General features: G+C 39.9%; 19 protein-coding genes. 4 read left to right on the top strand and 15 right to left on the bottom strand.

The genetic code is table 11. The features are described from left to right. Positions 1-66: 66 nt before the first annotated feature. The 4 genes from QOL76_RS10825 to QOL76_RS10810 form a co-directional block, all read right to left on the bottom strand. Positions 67-2,493, bottom strand: a complete 2,427-nt coding sequence (locus tag QOL76_RS10825; protein ID WP_283412977.1) for a zinc-dependent metalloprotease — start codon at positions 2,491-2,493, stop codon at positions 67-69. Positions 2,494-2,558: 65 nt separating this feature from the next. Continuing rightward, the gene (locus tag QOL76_RS10820; protein ID WP_283412976.1) at positions 2,559-4,661 is read right to left on the bottom strand and encodes a ComEA family DNA-binding protein; all 2,103 of its coding nucleotides are present in this window, start codon (positions 4,659-4,661) and stop codon (positions 2,559-2,561) included. After that, positions 4,661-5,479: a PorV/PorQ family protein gene (locus QOL76_RS10815; protein WP_283412975.1), complete on the bottom strand. Its 819-nt coding sequence runs from the start codon at positions 5,477-5,479 to the stop codon at positions 4,661-4,663. Before QOL76_RS10815 ends, QOL76_RS10820 begins: the two co-directional genes overlap by 1 nt. 82 nt (positions 5,480-5,561) lie before the next feature. Continuing rightward, positions 5,562-6,986 (bottom strand): POTRA domain-containing protein, encoded by a 1,425-nt coding sequence (locus tag QOL76_RS10810; RefSeq protein ID WP_283412974.1) that lies wholly within the window; start codon positions 6,984-6,986, stop codon positions 5,562-5,564. Between the two features lie 102 nt (positions 6,987-7,088). On the opposite strand from QOL76_RS10810, the gene yidD reads away from it, so the two are divergent. Further along, on the top strand, positions 7,089-7,313 hold the full coding sequence (yidD, locus tag QOL76_RS10805) for a membrane protein insertion efficiency factor YidD (protein ID WP_283412973.1): 225 nt from the start codon (positions 7,089-7,091) through the stop codon (positions 7,311-7,313). On the opposite strand, the gene QOL76_RS10800 is transcribed toward yidD, so the two are convergent. The 5 genes from QOL76_RS10800 to QOL76_RS10780 are packed head-to-tail and all read right to left on the bottom strand — an operon-like array spanning position 7,310 to position 12,550. Then, positions 7,310-8,413 (bottom strand): prolipoprotein diacylglyceryl transferase, encoded by a 1,104-nt coding sequence (locus QOL76_RS10800; protein ID WP_283412972.1) that lies wholly within the window; start codon positions 8,411-8,413, stop codon positions 7,310-7,312. The genes yidD and QOL76_RS10800 overlap by 4 nt on opposite strands. Positions 8,414-8,423: 10 nt before the next feature. Then, positions 8,424-10,262 carry an NAD(+) synthase gene (gene nadE / locus QOL76_RS10795; RefSeq protein WP_283412971.1) on the bottom strand — a complete coding sequence of 613 codons (1,839 nt, stop codon included), beginning with the start codon at positions 10,260-10,262 and terminating at the stop codon, positions 8,424-8,426. Between the two features lie 32 nt (positions 10,263-10,294). After that, positions 10,295-11,035, bottom strand: coding sequence for a ribonuclease III (rnc, locus tag QOL76_RS10790; protein ID WP_283412970.1), 741 nt, complete (start codon positions 11,033-11,035; stop codon positions 10,295-10,297). Positions 11,036-11,043: 8 nt separating this feature from the next. Beyond that, positions 11,044-12,294, bottom strand: a complete 1,251-nt coding sequence (gene fabF / locus QOL76_RS10785) for a beta-ketoacyl-ACP synthase II (RefSeq protein ID WP_283412969.1) — start codon at positions 12,292-12,294, stop codon at positions 11,044-11,046. 19 nt (positions 12,295-12,313) lie between these two features. Further along, complete coding sequence (locus QOL76_RS10780; RefSeq protein WP_057940051.1) at positions 12,314-12,550, bottom strand: acyl carrier protein; 237 nt, start codon at positions 12,548-12,550, stop codon at positions 12,314-12,316. A 152-nt stretch (positions 12,551-12,702) separates the two neighbouring features. Here QOL76_RS10780 and QOL76_RS10775 point away from each other — a divergent pair, with 152 nt between their 5' ends. Together QOL76_RS10775 and pyk are read left to right on the top strand one after the other, a co-directional pair. Continuing rightward, positions 12,703-13,131, top strand: coding sequence for an IPExxxVDY family protein (locus QOL76_RS10775; protein WP_283412968.1), 429 nt, complete (start codon positions 12,703-12,705; stop codon positions 13,129-13,131). A 7-nt stretch (positions 13,132-13,138) separates the two neighbouring features. Then, a complete protein-coding gene (pyk, locus tag QOL76_RS10770) occupies positions 13,139-14,563 on the top strand; it encodes a pyruvate kinase (RefSeq protein WP_283412967.1) in 1,425 nt (474 codons plus the stop codon). A 167-nt stretch (positions 14,564-14,730) separates the two neighbouring features. On the opposite strand, the gene QOL76_RS10765 is transcribed toward pyk, so the two are convergent. From QOL76_RS10765 to QOL76_RS10745, 5 genes are read right to left on the bottom strand one after another with little or no spacing between them, the layout of a single operon-like run. Next, entirely contained in the window at positions 14,731-16,311 is a 1,581-nt protein-coding gene (locus tag QOL76_RS10765) for an NFACT RNA binding domain-containing protein (RefSeq protein ID WP_283412966.1), read from the bottom strand. After that, positions 16,311-17,075 (bottom strand): MBL fold metallo-hydrolase, encoded by a 765-nt coding sequence (locus QOL76_RS10760; protein ID WP_283412965.1) that lies wholly within the window; start codon positions 17,073-17,075, stop codon positions 16,311-16,313. Before QOL76_RS10760 ends, QOL76_RS10765 begins: the two co-directional genes overlap by 1 nt. After that, positions 17,072-17,350, bottom strand: coding sequence for a hypothetical protein (locus QOL76_RS10755; protein ID WP_283412964.1), 279 nt, complete (start codon positions 17,348-17,350; stop codon positions 17,072-17,074). Before QOL76_RS10755 ends, QOL76_RS10760 begins: the two co-directional genes overlap by 4 nt. Positions 17,351-17,352: 2 nt before the next feature. Next, a complete protein-coding gene (locus QOL76_RS10750) occupies positions 17,353-17,730 on the bottom strand; it encodes a response regulator (protein WP_283412963.1) in 378 nt (125 codons plus the stop codon). Then, a complete protein-coding gene (locus QOL76_RS10745; RefSeq protein ID WP_283412962.1) occupies positions 17,727-18,470 on the bottom strand; it encodes a response regulator in 744 nt (247 codons plus the stop codon). The genes QOL76_RS10750 and QOL76_RS10745 overlap by 4 nt, the downstream gene beginning before the upstream one ends. A gap of 46 nt (positions 18,471-18,516) precedes the next feature. Between QOL76_RS10745 and miaA the strand changes: the two genes are divergently transcribed. Beyond that, positions 18,517-19,425, top strand: a complete 909-nt coding sequence (miaA, locus tag QOL76_RS10740; protein WP_377919206.1) for a tRNA (adenosine(37)-N6)-dimethylallyltransferase MiaA — start codon at positions 18,517-18,519, stop codon at positions 19,423-19,425. On the opposite strand, the gene QOL76_RS10735 is transcribed toward miaA, so the two are convergent. Next, entirely contained in the window at positions 19,413-19,748 is a 336-nt protein-coding gene (locus tag QOL76_RS10735; RefSeq protein ID WP_283412961.1) for a hypothetical protein, read from the bottom strand. The two genes, miaA and QOL76_RS10735, sit on opposite strands and share 13 nt — an antisense overlap. Position 19,749: the final 1 nt, after the last annotated feature.

The raw sequence follows: 19,749 nt of genomic DNA, 5'->3' as shown, positions 1-19,749 counted from the left end.
AATGCCTTATTGCAATAAAAGCCGACATGATGTCGGCTTTTATAGGAAATTTGTTTCATGGGAAAATTAGTATTCAAAATCACAACTCATTTCTGACATACCAATAGGAGAGCCATCTGGAGCTTTCAAGGTTTGTTGAGTAATAAGTTCTTCCGGTAGGTCTAGAAATGCAGTTATTTTTTCGGCTAAGTAAGCTTGGTGCTGGGCTCTAGGATTTGCCCCTAATAATAGCCGACCATTAGCAGTAAGCTCCCTTAACCTCCCTCTGGCGATTGCTCTGATGGTATTGGAGACATCCGCATTTTTAGCTAATACAATCAAATGATCTACATATTTTGCTTGAGTCATTAGGATTATCTCAAGGTTAATGTCTTCGGCTGTGTAGTTATTGAAAACCTGCTTCTCAATACTTGTCAACATATCGTTAAGCCCAAAAAGATTACTTTGCTGTAAATGTTGTAGATAAACGCGGTTTACTCTAGCTCCATCTAGCAAGAAAGAAAATGTCAAATCAACGATGGTTTCTGCTGGAGCAATAGGATCGAAGATTGGGCTCACTCGTGAAACGAACGTCTCTCTATTTCTTCCATAACCAAACGGTCTAGGAGGGATTAATTTCAAAATATGATCCGGCACCCGAAGCTGCTCTGGGGAAATATTGACTAGTAGAGCTTCCAGAGCCTCTTTTTGCTGCGCAGAATTTACCCAACCATGAGTTGGCTGGTTGTCGCCTTTCACCTTGTATCGATAGTCCACACCACCCAGAAGCTTACTTGTGGCTTCAATCTGGAATCTGTGCATCAAATAAAGAGGCACGAATACTTCCTCCAAAAGTGCTGTAGGCTGACCTTCAGGAATGGCATTTAAGCCAAAGCTTTTCATACGATTTTCTCTCAATTTCAGCATTCTCATTAATTCGTCAGAAGCAGATGAACCGTTGTCCCAAAGGTGCGAGGTTGGGTGTGCTCCACTTGGATTCCGGGAGTCGGAATCTGTGATGAATTGATGCCCAGCCTCATAGGTGTCTTCTAATGTTTTCTTAAGAAATGTAGCTTCATCCTGACCTGCAGGAGTGACAGCATACCCATATTTAATAGCCCACTTATCCCAATCGCCGATTTTGTCATCATAAGCATTGCTCAGATCCAGCTCTCCATTTGCTGTCTCAGTAATCAATGGATAAGGATAATCCATTACGGAAGAGCGATTGTCAGCGGAAGTAGCATAGCTGTGTGCCAAACCGATTGTGTGGCCGATCTCATGAGCAGACAGCTGCTTTAATCTGGCAACGGCAAGCTCTAGCATTTCAGGATTGGCTGGAGCCCCATCTTCAAATGGCTGCAAAAGTCCTTGTGCAATCAAATAATCCTGTCTCACTCGCAGTGAACCAAGTGAAACATGACCCTTTAAAATCTCTCCAGTACGTGGGTCACGTACACTGGCTCCGTAGGACCAGCCCCGCGTGGATCGGTGAACCCACTGAATTACATTGTATCGAACATCCATTAAGTCCATGCCTTCCGGTGCTAGTTCCACTCGAAATGCATCGATAAACCCTGCTGCCTCGAAGGCTTGATTCCACCAGTTTCCTCCTTCTATCAATGCTGACGCTACCGGCTCAGGAGTGCCGCGATCAAGGTAATAGACAATTGGCTCTACAGCCTCAGACTTTGCAGCAGTTGGGTCCTTCTTTTCCAGCCGGTGCCTTGCTATGAATTTTTTCATAATAGGCTCGGAGATCGGTGTAGTGAAATCCATGTAAGAAATGCTTCCAAAGCCAGCTCTAGGGTCAAATTCACGCGGCTGATAGTTATCATCAGGAAGCTCAATAAATGAGTGTCGCTGCCGCACTGTTACTGCATCAGGACTCGGAGTCACAGACCTTAGGTTGCTACCAGTGGCTTGTCCAGTTAGTGTAATTGTCATTTCCACCTCGGTATTTTGAGGGAAATTTTTTGTCATTGGATAGTACAACCCAGATCTGCTAGCATCTGGACGGAAAGAGCCCTGGCGACTTCTGCTCAAGGTTTCTGCTACCCCATGCGTGTCTTGCAGGTAGAAATTTGTAGCATCGACGATCAGCTTGTCTCCATCTTTCTGAGCGATCTCAAATCCCCATATTATAGATTCTGCAAAGGCATCTCTAATGGATTGCACCTCGGCAGGGTTGTCAGAATAAGCTCTGAAATCATAGTTCTTGTGAACCATAAAAAGTTTATTTCCAGACTTTCTGAATTCGACAATCCTAGTGTCTCCTAGTTGACCACGATCCAGCCCGATATCGTTAGAGCCAATACCGGCTGTCAGGGAGTTTACATATAGGAATTCCCATTCAAGTTTGTCAATTTCAAGATAGATTTTACCTTTTTCTTCATCTATATAAAAAGGAATGAATCCGTCTTTTTTTGTCATTTTGCTCAAATCTAGGCTCTGAGCAAAACCAAGATTCAATGAAAAGACGGTAATTAGAATAAATAGTAGATGTTTTTTCATACAGGTGGTAGTTTGTGTTCAAATTATTAAAAATGCAGATTCTTCTTAATACCATTGATGGAAATTTAGCGATGGAGCATGTGGCGAATCAGTAATGTGGTTTCAGTTTGTCTTGATCCATCGATTTCCTGAAGCCCCGAACTGATCGTCTCCCGGTCAGTATATGCTGTTCTGGAGATTCTAAAATAGGCTGTAATCTGCGAGTTGATTTGATATTGAGCTACTAAATAAGTGCGCATACCTTGACCGGAAAAAGCTGGGATTGAGAAAGTCCACAATACATTGTTTTCAAAGGCATAAAGTCTGGTGTCATAGTCATCAGTATCGAATAAAGCTACTCTTCCAGTCAGTCTGAATTTGTTAAAGCTGTATTGAGCATCTTGAAGAATCATAAACCCAGAGGATTTTTGACCATTAAAATTCACCCGGCTAAAAAGGATTCTTGATCGAAAAAAGAAGGCTTTGCTGACTTGATATTCCAAGCTGAGAAGGCCATTTATTTTATTTAATGGTCGGATCTGGTAGGGGAGCGAAGGTTCCCCAGAATCTGACAAATTTCGATCTTTTTGTTCTTCTCTGATTTGGAAGAAAGCTGTGAGGTTGCGGTTCGGTTGGAAACTAATTCTTGCGAGCCATTCGTAGCCTTTGGAAGGAGCATATACACGATATCTCAACCACGGGAATCTGAAGTAGTCGTAATAGGCATTGATTTTCCATTTGGAAATTGGCTTGATTTGGATTCCTAAGTAAACTCCTTGCTCATTGACTGGTCGGGTACTTTCAGCAAATGCATTTGCATAAAAACTATGGAAATTTGAGTCGTATTTTCTCCATAATATTGAGAAGTCCACCTGCTTACTTAAGCTGGAAATAAATCCAATTACGTTTCCTCTTCCACCGGATTGAGAAACTGCAGATTCACCAAAAAGAAAAAAGTTTTTCCAGTTATAGCTCAGGTAGAGACTACCAACGCTATTGCTCCTTCCCGCAAAATCAAATTGATTATATAGCGTAGGTTCTTTAATCCAAGGGTGGTTGAACCGTGTAAATAGGTAGTTTGAGCCAAGCTGCAACTTTCCAGTGGTGGATGTATATTGAATGTTGCCACCAAGGCTTAATTCCCGAAATTGATTTTTGGTACTGAGCTCGCTGGATGTCCGGTGCAGACCACTTTGGTTGAAAGAATTGATGGTTAAATCCTCGGAACTGAGCGTATCTAGAGAGCTTGCTGCTCGGCCATCCCGTGGAGCATAGGACGAGATCAGGCTACTTTGCCAGTTTTTGTGTTGGTAGGTTAATCCAGCACCTCGAAAGAATCCAAATTCTAATGCTGCGGTATAAGGTAAGATCCCCACGCTACTCCTGCGTACTGTCGGTACAGTTTCTGCACCTTTTCCCAATGAGTAGCCGGCTCCAAAAACTAGGCCTTGACCAAATTGAGCTTGAAAATCCCCCAATGCGATAGTTTTCCATTTGCCTACATAATATTTGGTGAAGTGAAAAGAGAAAAAATTAAAGCCAATTCGCGCTGTTTTGGTATCCCAAGTGAATGATTCTCCGGGATCTTTGTCCAATGTAAAACCCAAGCTAAAATCTCGTGTGTGCTGAATCCTAAATCTCAGATATAATTCATTGGGATCCCCCAAATATCGGGATGAAATCTTTCCAGTAGAGCTGGTATCTGCCGGAGTAAATCCTTTGCGGGTTTCCCAAGTCCTACGATGCCGTACTAAGAAATAGGATTGCTCTTCATTCAAAACTCGTTTCCAAAAGCCTTGAGTCTGATTTGAAGTTCCTGTTGCCATAGTTAAGAATGGAAGAATTTGCTCTATTGTTTTTAGATCGAATCCCTGAATTGCTTGAAGTTCATAGAGTGATACCAATGGCCCGAATTTGTCTCTATAGGCAATCAAATTGCTGATTTGGTTGGGGTCAAGTAAATAGCTAGAGGCTAAGACTTCAGCGTTCGCACGGTTGATATCCATCGGGTTCAAATAAAGCTGCAATAGCACGTCATATATAGATTCGTAGTCTAGGTCTTCATCTTGAACCGGGAATAGTCGCTCTATAAATGACTCCAAATCTATCTCTTTGTGCGGTGGCTGCTGAGCTTTTGCTTCAAAGAAAAGTAAACTTGTGATACCTAAGAATAGAATGGCGGCCTTCATTAGTTTTTAAAAGCAAAAGCCAAACTCAAATGATTTGTACTTCCCAAAGCCTGGTTTTGACCAAAAGCATAATCCAATTTCATCCTGTTGGATTTCAGGCCCAAACCAAAAAATAGTCTGCTTGGATGGCTGTTGATCCCAGTTCTGAGAAATATCCAATCTCTGATTCCATATTCAATGCCGGCTTTTAGGATTGGCTTGATCTGAATATCTTTTTCTATTTCCAGTTGAATTTGAAGTTGTGAGATAGGGGTGTAGGATATTCCTAAACTCACGCCAGTTGGAAGCCTTGTTTCCGAGTCTTTTGAGAGTTTGGATCGGCTGAGATTTGAAATGCTCGCCCCAACAGAAAAGTTAGGACTTAGGTCAGCCATACCACCCAAACTAAAAATTAAGCTGCTACCCGATCCAAATCCTTCAATTTGAGTTTGAAACCATTCTAATTTTCCTCCCACACTTACAATTCCTAATTGATTTGCAAAAGCTAAACCAAGAGATTGTTGATTGAATAGCTTTCCACCATATCTGGAAAGCCCAAACCCTAAAGTTCCAGATTTGATTTTCCAAGCACCAACGAGATCTACGGAGCTGAGTTCTTTCAAACCAAATCTGCTATCGTATCCAGCTGAAACTACTGAAGTTTCCAATTTTGCCAGTCCTCCAGGGTTATTGAAATAGCTCCATGTATCCATTCCATGTACACGAAGGTTACCCATGCCCTGGCTTCTAGCACCATGCACTTGTGTGAGCGGGTCTGTTTGCGCTTTTGCAAAAAAAGTCAGACAAAACAGGAAGCAGAAAAAAATCCTTTGCTTCATAAATAGATTGAAAAAAGCCTTAACTAATTTAGTTAAAAACTTGATAATCAATTCATGTCCTTAGTTTTTTTTTACGCTGGAACTAGAAGGGGGTAGAAAAGTTAAAAAAGAAGTTGCCTTCTCCGCTATTGTTCAGAGAGTATTCAAACCGAAATACAGAATCGTAAAAGCCAATAAGATCAATTCCTGTCCCATACCCCATGAGGTATTTATTCGCCAGTCTAGCGTTTTCAGGAATATTGTTTCTATCCTTCACAAAGCCATGATCAAAATTCGCACTAAGGTAGAGTCGGATAGGGATGGTATTGAATTGCTCCAATGGTATCATATTCGAAATGTCAATTTCCCAATCAATGAATTTCCATCGAAAGCTGTTTTTGTGGACATACAGCTGTTGTCCTTCGATTACATTTAGTTCATATCCCCTAACGAAGTTTGGGTTATATCCTATCCCTCTCACTAAAGTATAGGGTTGGTTTGTACTTAGAAACCAATCAGCTGTCAATCCAGTATTAAAATGAAACTTGTCCGAAATTTTGAAATACTTATTGGCTGTTAGGTTTACTTCCACTTCGTCAAGCTCCTCGGTGTATATTATGCCGTATTTGGTAATGGATAGCTCCAGTAATTCCCCGTCTGTAGCATAAGAAACATTATCTCTTCGATCATGTCGAAAGGTATAGGTAGCAAATAAATAGCGTAGTTTATTGTCAGCAGACTGGAAATAGTTTGGGTTTTCTATCAAAACATCATCGCTGACCCAGGTGCCGCTATACCCCAAAGTAAGGAAGTGGTAGTTGTAATAACTTCTTCTATAGGTATACCTTAGTGCTGCGGCGAAGCTTTTTTTAATAATGTCTTCGTTTTCATTGCTATAGAAAACTTGCTTATTGAAGGCAGACCTAATTGGGATGGTTTTATTCTCCTTAAATGTAAGCTGAGCAGCAAGTCCATGCTTTTGATTCTTATCTATATAGGGTTTGCTGTATTGCAGATCTAAGGCTTTGGTAAAGCCAAGTTGACCCGCAAATTTCATTTTTTCATTTCTCCCACCCACATTGCTATGACTTAGTCTAAGGCCATAATTTACCCTTGAGAAATCCCGGTTTTGATTAGTCCACCATTCGGAAAAGTTTCTGTCCGCAAGTTGAAAAATAACTTGAGGAAGTATATACCAACGTTCTTTGACCGTAATGAGGATTTCAGCCTCGTCATCTCCTGTCAAGAGTGGAGTGATTTCTACTGAGGTGAAAAGTCTGAGGTTATATATTTTCTTTTGATCGGCAATGAGGATTTCCAAAAAAGTATTCCAATCATAATAGAAGTCTGTAATAAAATCTAACTCTCTGAGGATTACACTTTTCTTCGTTTTTTCATTTCCTACTATGAAAATGTTATTCACTCTGACGCTATCTGGAGTTCCTGTACTTTTGGGTGCAAAAGTGGTATCAACCTGCTCTGCATAGCAACTATTGGCTTTAAACTCTAGAAAAAGAGCTAAAAACAAAATTGAGAAATAAAGGATATTTGTTTTCTTGAGGATCAAGAGGGAATTCTAAAATGTTGATATTGGTTAATTACGTAGCGACCACAATTATAGGACTAATCCATGGCAAAATCCATACTTCGAAAGATAGCTATATTTCCAGTCTTGGTGTATCAATACACCATTTCTCCCTTATTTCCTTCTAGCTGTAGATATACACCTACGTGCAGCCATTATATGAAAGAAGCTATCATGAAGCATGGAGTCTTCAGCGGAGGCTGGATGGGTCTGAAGAGAATTGCCCGTTGCCATCCCTGGGGAGGACACGGGCATGATCCAGTTCCTTAATTATTTATAGGTTTTAAGCCATTTTTCATCGCTCGAATCACGAGAATTATTCCAGCAATTACGAGAGGGACACTCAATAGCTGTCCCATATTGAAAGCCATTCCATCTTCAAATGCGACCTGGCTTTCTTTGAAGAATTCCCAGATAAATCGCATACCGAATACTGAAATCAAGAATAATCCAAGTAGAATTCCTTCAGGCAATCTTTCCTTGTATTTGTTCCAAAGACCAAATAGCACCAAGAAAATCACAAAATAGGATAGGGACTCATAGATTTGTGTTGGGTGTTTGGTCCTGCCAAATGTAAGAACAGTCACTAAATAATAGTCTCCTTTATCTGAGATGCTCATGTTAAGCGGACTTTCGACAGGTTCAGCTAAATAATCTTGACTAGAACTGAATTGTGTCAGTGCATATTTAATATCCCGTCTCAAGGTCGTTTCCAGTTCTTCAAGACTATAGGATCCTTTATTAATTTCCAGATCAATATTCAATGGGACTATTCCATTGCCTACCAATTCACTCTCGCGATCTGTAGGTTTGTAAGGATCTATAGACTCCACAGGAACTTTCAATGTGGAAAGTAACTCCTCAGTGTCCCAAGCGTAAACTATTCCATAATCTGATCCCGTATCTTTTCCGCCGATTTCGGAATTCATCAAGTTACCAAAGCGGATCAACGCTCCAGTCAGTGCCGTGACGATTACTATTCGATCCACAACCCAGAGGTAACTTTGTCCGGGAGTTCTTTTTGCGTATAACCAGAGCGCAAATAAGATAGCAATAGCAGCTCCATGACTTGCTAATCCACCTTCCCAAACTTTTAAAATCTCAATGGGATTGCTTAAGTATTTTGCAGGCTCATAAAATAATACGTGTCCTAGCCTAGCTCCAACTATGGTGGCAATGACCATGTAAATCGTCAGTTTATCAACTAATTCTGGGTTTTGCCCCTCTTTTTTGAAGAAGTGAACCATGAATTGCTGCGAAATGACAAAGCCTGCCGCAAATAAAATACTATACCAAGGTGGTCTTTCCCAGCCAGGAATCACAGATGGGCTAGGATCCCAGACGATATAGTTCATGATTAATTCAAGCATATTTATTGATTTATAGTTGATCTAATTGTGCAAGTTCTTCAGCAAATCCTCCCGACAAAATAGGGAATCTATACCAAGTTTTGGGATCTACGTTAAATTCGTCCAGATGAAATGAGGGGGCAAGGCGCTCACGTTTCCATTGATTTCGGGACCAAAGTTGGAAGAATTTTTTGATATAGCCTTTCAAAGTGTAAGGTTCCAATTTTAGTTCTTCAGAAAGAATATGATAAATATCCATTGGTGAACGTCGGTCCCGAATTGCAAGTTTTTCAATTTCTACAATAACTGAGTAAGGCATTAAATCCTTTTCGTCCGTTTGGGTTCTTTCCAATGGACGAAGTTCTGCCGTTGGTTGCAGCGAGTTTACCTTTGACAAGCCTGGATGATCCAAGTTTTTCTCTGCCCAGCTTAGCCAATTTAGGATGAAATATTTATCTACAGCCGCAATCGGAGAGATACTTCCAGAGGTATCCCCATCCATAGTGGCATATCCAACATCGCCTTCACTTCGATTGGAAGTAGAGAGTAAAAGTGCATTATTGATATTCGCTAGCATCCAGATTATAGGCGAGCGAGTACGTGCTTGGATATTTTGAAGCGTGATATCATCTTGCTCCCAAGTCAATTTTCTCCCTATTGCTTTTTCTATCTTAGAAGTGTAGGAATTCACTTCTTCGTCAATCTCCCAGTGGTAGAATGTGGCACCTATACTTTCCGCAAGAGTTTTAGCTGAAGAAAACGTGTCATCTGAAGAGTTTTTGGTTCCTTGATATGCAGTTGTCAGAATCTGCTTCAGCAATTCTTTTTCCGGGGTTTGAGAAGTAGGAGTATTTTTTATTCCAGCTTTATCACAAAATTTCAGCAGACCCAATTCATCAATTCCGCGCTTCACCATTTCTGCAACTAAAATTGCAATGGAAGAAGAATCGGCTCCACCTGAAAGAGAGAGTACAAAACCAGCGCTCCGACTTTTTCTCATGTAATCAAAAAGTGCCAAAGCCGTAGCTTGGACAAATTCCTCATTTTTTGAGTTGATAGGAGCGATGTCCTGAGTTTTTGGTTCTAGATAAAAGGATTTTACCTGAAAGTCTTCGTAAGAAAGAAGTCTGTTTCTAGAGAGTAATTCTCCTGATTTTGCCAATAGAATTTCCCCATCGAAAATCATTCTTCCAGCCTCGTTCCCCAGCAAATTTGCATAGCAATAATAGCAGTCGAAAGCCGCTGAGCTTTCCACAACTAGTTCTTTACGAAGCTGAGTTTTTCCCATAGCAAAGTGACTAGCGCTGGGATTGAAAATCAAATTTACATTACGCTCACAGAGCCTGTAGCCAGGTCTAGCCTTTCCTCTCCAGGCATCTTCACAGATTTCAAAACCGAAATGAATGTCTTTATGATAAAAAGTTAAGTCTCCAAATGGAACTTGCTGATCTTGAAATTCTACCTGAATTACTTCATTAGCTATCCAAGGGGTAAACCAACGAAATTCGTAATGTACCCCATCAATAGCCATGAACTGCTTTGCTACAAAACCTTTTACAATTCCATTTTCAATGACAGCAACGCAATTATAAACTTTGTCCTGAATTCGTATCGGCAAACCGACTGCCACTGTAATTCCTAAGCAATGAGGTAAAATCAGTTCTAATTGAGCAAGTGCTTTCTTAGGATACCAATAACTTAAAAATAAATCTTCAGATCCATACCCTGTGATAGCTAGTTCAGGCAAGCAGAGAATTTCGACATCTTGATTTTTAGCTTCCTCTATAGCCTGAAAGATCCTGTTCAAATTGCCTGACCAATCTAGTGGTGTTTGATTGACGGTTGCTCCTGCTATTTTTATTGAAGACATAAATAGATGTGATTGAGCCTAAAATTACGCAGCTATGTGGCAATTCTTAGTGTTTCGCAGGCATTTTTGGAAGCTTCCTGCTCAGCTTTCTTTTTCGTGCTTCCTTTTCCTTGTGCTACTTCTTCTCCTTCTACCTGCAAAGCAACCTTAAATTCTTTGAACCTTTGGTTACCAGTTACGCTGAGCACTGAAAATTCTACTTGTTTATTTTCCTTTTGAGACCACTCGATAATTTTACTTTTGTAATTCGTTGTAGTGGCGATCATACTTTCTACATCAAAGTGAAGTAGGATTCTATGGGTGATGAAATGCTTGGTGAAATGGTAGCCTTTGTCCAGGTAAATAGCTCCAAGAAAAGCCTCTAACATATCACCATATAGGGATTTGTTTCCGGTGAAACTACGCTCCCCAATCTCCATGTCCAATGCTTTCCGTAATCCAATTTTGATTCCGGTATCGTTCAATGTTTCCCTATTGACAAGCTTTGAACGTGTTTCTGTGAGAAACCCTTCATCGCGAAATGGGAATTTTTGAAATAAAAACTCAGCTATCACCGCACCTAAAATTGCATCGCCTAGGAATTCTAATCGCTCGTTTGAAAGTCGGAATCCCTGGGATGTTTCTTCTCCTAAGCTGGAAGGGGTGAGTGCAAGCTTGTATAGTGATAAATTAAAAGGCCTGCTCCCCGTCATCAATCTGATGGAGGCAGCAAGCCTTTTGTCTTTTTTACTAAAGAAGAGATTAGAAAATCCGAGCCTTTGAATTAATTTCAAAATCCAGATTAATTATATTTTTTGAAAATTACTGAACAGTTATGTCCACCAAATCCAAAGGTATTACTCAACGCATAATTAATCTCTCTCTCCTGAGCTTTGTTGAAAGTCAAATTTAATCTAGGATCAAATGCCTCATCGTCTTCGAAATGATTGATCGTAGGAGGTACAATACCCTTATTGATAGCGAAAATACAAGCGATGGCTTCGATAGCTCCTGCTGCACCAAGTAAATGGCCAGTCATTGATTTGGTGCTACTGATGTTAAGCTTGTAAGCATGTTCACCAAAAACTTGCTGAATAGCTTTAGTCTCACCTACGTCACCTAATGGGGTGGACGTACCATGAACATTGATGTAATCTATGTCTTCAGGTTTAAGGTTTGCATCATCTAAAGCGATTTTCATTACGCTACTAGCTCCTAATCCTTCCGGGTGAGGAGCAGTAATATGATGTGCGTCAGCAGTCATGCCACCACCTACAAGTTCTGCATAGATTTTGGCTCCACGTGCTTTAGCGTGTTCGTATTCTTCTAGAATCAATGCTCCAGCACCTTCACCTAATACGAAACCATCCCTGTCTTTATCAAACGGCCTTGAGGCTGTTTCTGGAGATTCATTTCGTTGAGAAAGGGCTTTCATCGCATTGAATCCACCTACACCTGCTTCAGTAACTGCTGCTTCTGAACCACCACTGATAAAAATATCAGCTTTACCCATTCTGATGTAAGTAAATGCATCAATAAGGGCGTTGGTGCCTGAAGCGCAGGCAGAAACTGTTACAAAGTTTGGACCGCGAAAACCATATTTAATTGATAGAAAGCCTGCGCTGATATCAGCGATCATTTTGGGAATAAAGAAAGGATTGAAGCGGGGTGTTCCATCGCCAGTAGCGAAAGAAGTTACTTCATCTTGAAAAGTTCTTAACCCTCCAATTCCAGATCCCCAGATTACTCCGGCTCTTGATTTATCGATTTTTTCAAGATCCAATCCTGAATCGTTCATGGCTTCTTCAACAGAAATCATGGCAAATTGTGTGAATGGATCCATCTTTCGAGCTTCTTTCCTATCCATAAATTGCTCTACATCTAGGTTTTTAACCTCGCAGGCAAATTGGGTTTTGAAAAGGGAAGCGTCGAATTTGGTAATCGGCGCAGCACCGCTCACACCATTAGACAGACCCTGCCAGAATTCTTCTGCGGTATTGCCTATTGGTGTGAGGGCACCTATACCTGTTACAACAACTCTTTTTAAATTCATAGAATGAATTTAGGAATTATTATTTTACGTTAGCTTCCAAGTAGGTAACTGCTTGTCCAACAGTACCGATTTGCTCAGCCTGATCATCAGGAATAGAGATGTTGAATTCTTTTTCGAATTCCATAATCAATTCTACAGTATCAAGAGAATCAGCACCAAGATCATTGGTAAAGCTCGCCTCCAAAGTTACTTCAGACTCTTCTACGCCAAGTTTGTCAACGATGATGGCTTTTACTTTTTGTGCAATTTCAGACATTTTGTGATCAGTTTAGTTAATAACACTTCGCAAAGAAATATATTAAATGCCTAATTGGCAAAGAAAAGATTCAAGTAAATTTTTATACAAATAGCTGCACCTTGAAGTTGAATTATATTTTCTAACTTTGTTTTCATTGATTTTTTCACTGAATGAAGAAGGCCAAGTTACTAATTGAACATACCTATGATTTCGAGCTTTTGGGGCTTGTATCGCCTGTTAAGGACTATAAAATGGCCTGGCTAATTAACAGGGATTTAGACTTGAACCTTATTAAATCTGATGATCTTTTATTGGAATTTATGACCCTTCCAAGCCTAAAAATCTCTCAATATTTCCTTTCTTTACCACATGGATTTGTTCAACTTTTAAGAAATAAAGCACTCAACTCCACAAATCAAGTGTCTTATCTGATACCAGAATTGAAATCAATGGATTATTTCCTTTTGGTCCAAGACGAGACCTTTCAAATAAGTATTAATACATTTGCGAACCAGCTGGCGAAAAATCGCTACATACAAAATGTCATGAAGCTGGATGTGAGCAAACTTAAATCAAAAGAAAACCTATTAACTTATTAATCCCCTAATGAGCCAATTCAATAAGACAAAGATTCTAGCAACTATAGGCCCTGCTTCAAATAATTACGAAACAATCAAAAGCCTGGCAGCTGCCGGCGCGAATGTATTTCGTTTGAATTTTTCACATGGTACGCACGATATCCATGCTGAAGTAGCAGGTATTATTAGACAAATTAATAAAGATGAAGGATTAAATCTCGGAATCCTTCAGGATCTGCAAGGTCCCAAAATCCGTGTTGGCGAAGTTGAAAACAACGGAGTGGAGATCAAACCAGGTGAATTGATCACCATTACTAATGACCCGGTAATTGGAACAAGCCATCTAGTTAGTACAGTTTACCAAAATCTTCCAAATGATGTAGTTACAGGAGATAGAATCTTGATCGATGATGGTAATCTGGAAGTAAGAGTAAATGATACGGACGGGAAAAATGTCAATTGTACTGTAATCCACGGTGGTATCCTTAAGTCTAGAAAAGGGATCAACCTTCCTAATACTAAAGTAAGTGCACCTTCCCTTACGGAGAAGGACATTGAAGATTTGGCTTTCGGACTTGAGCAGGAAGTGGATTGGATCGCACTTTCATTTGTGAGATCAGCCGAAGATATTATTGATTTGAGAGAGCGGATTGAAGCGAAAGGCAAAGTTTGTAAGATCGTTGCTAAGATTGAAAAGCCTGAAGCGCTTGATAACATCGATGCAATTATCGAAGCTACTGATGCAATCATGGTTGCCCGGGGTGATTTGGGAGTAGAAGTTCCAATGGAAATTGTTCCTCTTTGGCAAAAAAGAATTGTTGAAAAATGTAAGCTTGCCTGTAAGCCTGTGATTATTGCTACCCAAATGATGGAGAGCATGATTACTAATCCTCGTCCTACCCGTGCAGAAACTAATGATGTTGCAAATGCTGTGTTGGACGGTGCAGATGCTGTGATGCTTTCTGCTGAAACTGCCTCAGGAAAATATCCTGTAAATGCAGTAAAAGCCATGAGTAGCATTATTAGCTATTTGGAGGAAAATGCAGATATCTATCACAATCTGTACAAAATCCCTGAGGACGATGATACCTTCTTGAGCAATAACTTGATCTTGATGGCTTCGAGACTTTCTAGAAATGTAAAGGCAAAGGCTATTGTAGGGATTACCTCTTCTGGCTTTACTGGATTTAGAATTGCTTCTCACAGACCATCTGCCAGCATTTTTGTGTTTACAAGGAATAAGCCATTAATTACTCAGATGAGCTTAGTTTGGGGTGTGCGTGCGTATTTTTACGAAAATCAAGTGTCTACTGATGCCACGTTTACAGATATAGAAAATACATTGAAGTCAGATGATCACGTGAATTCTGGCGATATCATAGTAAATACGGGTAGCATGCCGCTAAAAGCAAACGGCAGAACTAACATGCTGAAAGTGCATATTGTAGAATAAGTAGATTCTAAAAATAAATACAAGAGTCCCGAAGATGTTTCGGGGCTCTTTTTTTTTGCTTTTTACATTTCTAAAAAAATAATGAAGTGATTAGAATTATAAATCTTCGAGGCTTACAAAACCTCCAAGGTCAATACTGCGAATAGCATCTGATAACTGTAAACTGATTAATTTCCTTTTCCGAAAATCTCTTCCGGACCTTTAGGTATCACCATCAGTACTTTTTCTTTTTCTACGACCACCGAGCCAGCCGGAGAGCCTTTTACTTTTCTCACGTATTTTGCTTCAGTATGGATCACAGGAGCTAGAGTTTCATTCTTGTTTTTTGAATAAAACGCAGCCAAGGAAGCTGCAGTCTCAATTACAGCCAAGGGGATGCTTTTAAGCCCTGAAGTCTTAATGAGTACATGAGAACCCGGAACCATACGTGCGTGCAGCCATAGGTCATCTTTCTTAGTGTAGCCACGAAGCATTTCATCATTTGCCTGTGCGGATTTGCCTACCCAGATAGGAAAGCCCTCAAATTCAAAAGTTTTGAACGGTAAAATGACTTCATCTTTTTGTAAAGCCTTGTCCTCACCATGAGATTTCTTATAGCTTTTTAAGGAACGGAAATCATCAATTGCATTCAATTCCGAGATTTTGGATTCTAATATTTCAGCTTGGTTAACCTTCGCCGCAATTGTTTTTTCCAATTGCTCCCATTCTAGCTTTCGGTTTTTACTCTTTCGGTAAAGTGATGCAGCGTGATCCTGAGGCTTTTGATTTGGCTTGAGTTTAACATGGATGTTTTCTCCCGTATAGAAGTCCATTAATTCAGCTTCAAGTTTTCCATCTTGAAAAACATGCAAATTAGCCATGATCACATCGGCTAGATTGGAAGGGGGCGGGGAATTGCGAAGCTCATCCAGTTTTAGCCTGGACTTTTGAATATATGATTTGGTACGTTTAAGCTGCTCTTGGTATTTTTTGAGCAAGGAGTTTTTGTCTTTTTCAAAGTTCCCTCGGACCAATGCCAAATAAAACAACTCATTGATCGCGTGGATAGGATTGGAAAAGCTTTTGACAGAATTGTCATTTGGCAGAAGGCTTAGCTGAATATCTCCGTGTTGGTCTATTAAGGAAAATAGTGGCGTTTCCAGCATATCTAGCAATTCCAGCATAAGACCCCATTTAGTCTGTAGATCTGCATTTGGATATCCTCTTTCCTTAAGCCAGCTTCTCGGGATTGATCCTAAAGTAGGTAAAAACTGAGAGGCATTTCCTTCCAGTTTTTCAAAGCTTTCCCAGCTTAAATCATAATCTTTGTTTAGCGTGCTCCAGTCCAATTCCCGGTCTTCTGCTATACCATTTCGGAACAACTTACTCGGTACGGCTCTATCCTCCTCATAGAGCAAGATGTTACTTCGGTTGGCATGCAATTTAAAAAGGAGGGTTTTTTCCGAACTGAGAATGAAATAAAATGCACGTTCAAAACTCAATACTTGACAGCCTAGGATCTTTTCTCCGATTAGCTCTTTAAAAAGGTTGATGCTGTTTCTCTTGGCACGCTGAAAATTTGTTGGAAATGAAAGGTAGATCTGAGGCGGTAAAAAATGAGCTCGGATGAATCGCGACTCTTCGTCATCTTCAGTTTCTATAATTAGCTCGCCTTTATTTTGTGAAAAACAAGCCACTATTTTTTTGCCCAAAAATGCTTTTTCCAGCTCAGGACAGAGGTATTTCAGGAAGTGATAATTAAGATGCATTAGTCCAAAGTTAGCTGAAGCCCATCATAGGCCAAGGCTATTCCCTCAGGTAATTCCTTATCTACTGCACTATGCAGGCCAAGTTTATGCGAAATATGTGTAAAGTAGGTTTCCGTAGCTCCGATTTTCTGAGCCATTTCTACAGCTTCATCCAATGTGAAATGTGAGATGTGGGATTCTTTTTGGAGGGCGTTGAGGACAAGGATCTCGGTGCCTTCTATCAATTGCAGGGATTCCTCGGGAATATAATTAGCGTCAGTGATGTAGGTGAAGTCACCAATTCGAAACCCCAAAATTGGAAGCTTGTAATGCATCACTGGAATAGGAGTGATGGTGATTCCTTCAATACTGAATGGGCTTTCACTGATTTCTATGGTTTGTACTTGCGGCACACCAGGATATCTTTTCCCACTGAAAATATAGGCAAACTCACGCTTGATTTGTTCTAAAACCTGAGGCTTTCCAAACACTGGCATGTCTTTTTGCTGTTTGAAATTAAATGGGCGAATATCGTCTAAACCGGCAGTGTGATCCTTGTGCTCGTGCGTGAAAATCACTGCGTCAAGGTCTGTGATACCCGCTCGGAGAACTTGTGTGCGGAAATCAGGTCCAGTGTCGATTACTAAGCTCAACTTACCCACCTGTAGATGGACGGATGATCTGAATCGCCTGTCTCTAAAATCTAATGAACGACACACTTCGCATGTACAGCCTATCACTGGAACTCCCTGAGAAGTACCAGTTCCTAAAAAGGTTACTTTCAAAATTTTAATTGTGTTTGCCTCAATTCTGTGAGGAAGTCATGATTTGCTTTATCCTTAAAATCGGATGGATCAAGATTTAGTTCGATCAGAATGTCAACCAGAGCGTTGATTTTCCCTTCTAAGGGAAAATATTTATTGACAATTACGATCTTAGCTTCATTCAATACACAATAGCCGGATTTGAAATTCCCTTTTTCATACCGCAGCATGTAATCTGATGAGGCGAATAGATTTTCGAGTTTATCTAAAAAGTGCTTGGTGTATTTTATAGCCATAGTTATACTAGAAATTTCTTGACTGTAGCTAATAGCCTGTCGTAATCGAGAGGTTTTTGAATAAAATCATCAAACCCCATCTTTCTGAATTCATCCATAGTGTAATTGTTCATGTTTCCAGTAATCGCAATTATTGGAAGTTTAGATTTGGTTTCATCATTAAGTTCCCGGATCATTTTAGTACAAGTAGCTCCATCAAGGACAGGCATATTTAAATCCATCAGAATAAGATCAAAATCCTCTTTTTCCAGTATATCCAGCACTTGCTTGCCATTTTTAGCGGCTTTCATTTGATATTTTTCAAACGAAAGAATGCTCCTAGTCAAGTTTAAAATGACTGAACTATCCTCTCCAACGAGGATTTTTTTTGAATTATTCATGGGTTAAAAATAGTTTCTTCTTCAAGATATTTTTTAAATATGACACGTTCATTTATCAGGTTTTTTAATGCTGTTCCCAAAGCGTCCCAGTTCTCAGCTCTAGCTAACAGATCAGCTTCACTGGAAAAAGTAAAAATAGCATTGACCCCTAAAGTGCCTGAATTGCCTTTTATGGTATGAAGATGTTTGATGAGGGTCTGCTTATCCTTTTCTTGGAAAGCCTTATCTATCAGATGTATTAGCCCATCAAATTCTTCAATAAATTCAATATACAAAGACCTTAGGTTAATTACTGAATTAAATTTGGATAGTTGTTGAAATACCTTTTCATCAATTATTTCAGGAGGTTTACTAAAGGAGATTTTTTCGTCTTCAGTGCAGGAAAGAATGTCTGACACAGCTTCAAGAAAATCCTTTGGACGAATTGGTTTTGAAATCAATGCGGTAAAGCCCATTTCCAATAGGCATTTTTTCGAATGAGCTTCGGAATAGCTTGAAACAGCTATTATTGGGCAATTGTATGGAGACTTTCTCCATATAGTCTGGGCTGTGGTTATCCCATCCATTACTGGCATTTGAAGGTCCATCAGTATTAGATCAAATGCTACTTGAGATGCTTTTTCTACAGCTTCTAATCCGCTTTTCACCGATTCATATCCACATAAGTGCTCAATCAAGTTTTCAATTAACCGTCGATTCATATCATTAGCATCAACAATCAATACCTTTTTGGTTTTCATTACAATACTTTGGATTTTTGGCCTTCGACTACCTAACTAATTCACTTTGATAAATCAATCCTATTTAATCTTAGTAGTGGGACCCACTGCAGTTGGGAAGACAGATTTATGTCTAAATCTAGCTAAAAAATTCAAGACTGAAATCGTCTCTTGCGATAGCCGACAATTTTATAAGGAAATGATTTTGGGAACGGCAAAGCCCAATTCTGAGGAGTTGAAGCAAGTTCCACATCATTTTATAAATAATTTGTCCATCGAGGATGAATATGATGTTAGGAGATTTGAGCGGGAAGCATTGGTTTTGCTGCAAGCTTTATTTGCACAGCATAAGCTAGTCATTATGACGGGTGGCTCCGGGCTTTTTGCAGATGCTGTTGTAAATGGATTGGATGAAATGCCAGAGCTGGATCCGAAGATCCGCAAGGAGATAATTCAGGAATATGAGCAAAAAGGGTTAGAATTTTTGCAGGAAGAAATTGCTAAAAATGACCCTGAGTATTTTGAAAAAGTTGATCAAAAGAACCCTCAGCGACTAATGCGAGCCTTGGAGATTTGGCGAGGTACTGGGAAAAAATTTAGTTCATTTAGGGTAAAATCAAAAAAGCATCGACCATTCAAAGTCATCAAAATTGGTTTGGAAAGAGATCGGGAGGAATTGTACTCCAGAATTGACCAAAGGATGGATCAAATGATCGAAGCTGGCTTATTTGATGAGGCAGACGCACTCTTCGGTAAGCGTCACCTGAATGCATTGCAGACTGTCGGTTACTCAGAGATCTTCGGGTTTTTAGAAGGGAAGTATGATAAGGAAGAAGCCATCCGATTGCTCAAAAGAAATTCAAGACGTTATGCTAAGCGTCAGATGACTTGGTTCAAAAAGGATGAATCAATTCATTGGTTTTCTCCTGATAAGCAAGATGAAATTTTAAAGTTTGTAGCAGATCAAATTGCTTGAAACCGAGCGATTTTTCCAACCCAATTATAAGGAGCTTTTTTTAGTAAGGCATTGTATTGAATACGGTTGACCTTTAGATCGCGTATGATTTTCAATGCTTTTTCTGTAATGCCTTTTTCAGTTTGCTTTTCCTTAAGCGCAGCAATAAGCAAGTCTGGATCGGATGAATCATCTACCAGAATTCCCAATGCTGGGTTCAAGGAGTTTAATTTGAAAAGCAGCTCTTTCTGCTGATTGAGTTTTCGCTGCAGCTCATTTTTCACAGTAAGGAAAAAAAGGAGAGCACCGCCTCCCAGCATAATAAATAGTGGTATGAACCCCATC

It is taken from the genome of Algoriphagus winogradskyi (genome assembly GCF_900182815.1).
GTDB classification, from domain to species: domain Bacteria; phylum Bacteroidota; class Bacteroidia; order Cytophagales; family Cyclobacteriaceae; genus Algoriphagus; species Algoriphagus winogradskyi.
Note: the sequence above shows the minus strand (reverse complement) of the source record. Positions and strands in the feature narration are given on the sequence as shown.

Bases quoted from the DNA above. Each gene is read 5' to 3' on its own strand.
- QOL76_RS10800 (WP_283412972.1), bottom strand. From the start codon at position 8,413: ATGCTTGAATTAATCATGAACTATATCGTCTGGGATCCTAGCCCATCT.
- QOL76_RS10755 (WP_283412964.1), bottom strand. From the start codon at position 17,350: ATGGCTATAAAATACACCAAGCACTTTTTAGATAAACTCGAAAATCTA.
- QOL76_RS10750 (WP_283412963.1), bottom strand. From the start codon at position 17,730: ATGAATAATTCAAAAAAAATCCTCGTTGGAGAGGATAGTTCAGTCATT.
- QOL76_RS10815 (WP_283412975.1), bottom strand. From the start codon at position 5,479: ATGAAGCAAAGGATTTTTTTCTGCTTCCTGTTTTGTCTGACTTTTTTT.
- yidD (WP_283412973.1), top strand. From the start codon at position 7,089: ATGGCAAAATCCATACTTCGAAAGATAGCTATATTTCCAGTCTTGGTG.
- QOL76_RS10780 (WP_057940051.1), bottom strand. From the start codon at position 12,550: ATGTCTGAAATTGCACAAAAAGTAAAAGCCATCATCGTTGACAAACTT.
- QOL76_RS10745 (WP_283412962.1), bottom strand. From the start codon at position 18,470: ATGAAAACCAAAAAGGTATTGATTGTTGATGCTAATGATATGAATCGA.
- QOL76_RS10765 (WP_283412966.1), bottom strand. From the start codon at position 16,311: ATGCATCTTAATTATCACTTCCTGAAATACCTCTGTCCTGAGCTGGAA.
- pyk (WP_283412967.1), top strand. From the start codon at position 13,139: ATGAGCCAATTCAATAAGACAAAGATTCTAGCAACTATAGGCCCTGCT.
- QOL76_RS10735 (WP_283412961.1), bottom strand. From the start codon at position 19,748: ATGGGGTTCATACCACTATTTATTATGCTGGGAGGCGGTGCTCTCCTT.
- nadE (WP_283412971.1), bottom strand. From the start codon at position 10,262: ATGTCTTCAATAAAAATAGCAGGAGCAACCGTCAATCAAACACCACTA.
- QOL76_RS10775 (WP_283412968.1), top strand. From the start codon at position 12,703: ATGAAGAAGGCCAAGTTACTAATTGAACATACCTATGATTTCGAGCTT.
- QOL76_RS10820 (WP_283412976.1), bottom strand. From the start codon at position 4,661: ATGAAGGCCGCCATTCTATTCTTAGGTATCACAAGTTTACTTTTCTTT.
- QOL76_RS10825 (WP_283412977.1), bottom strand. From the start codon at position 2,493: ATGAAAAAACATCTACTATTTATTCTAATTACCGTCTTTTCATTGAAT.
- fabF (WP_283412969.1), bottom strand. From the start codon at position 12,294: ATGAATTTAAAAAGAGTTGTTGTAACAGGTATAGGTGCCCTCACACCA.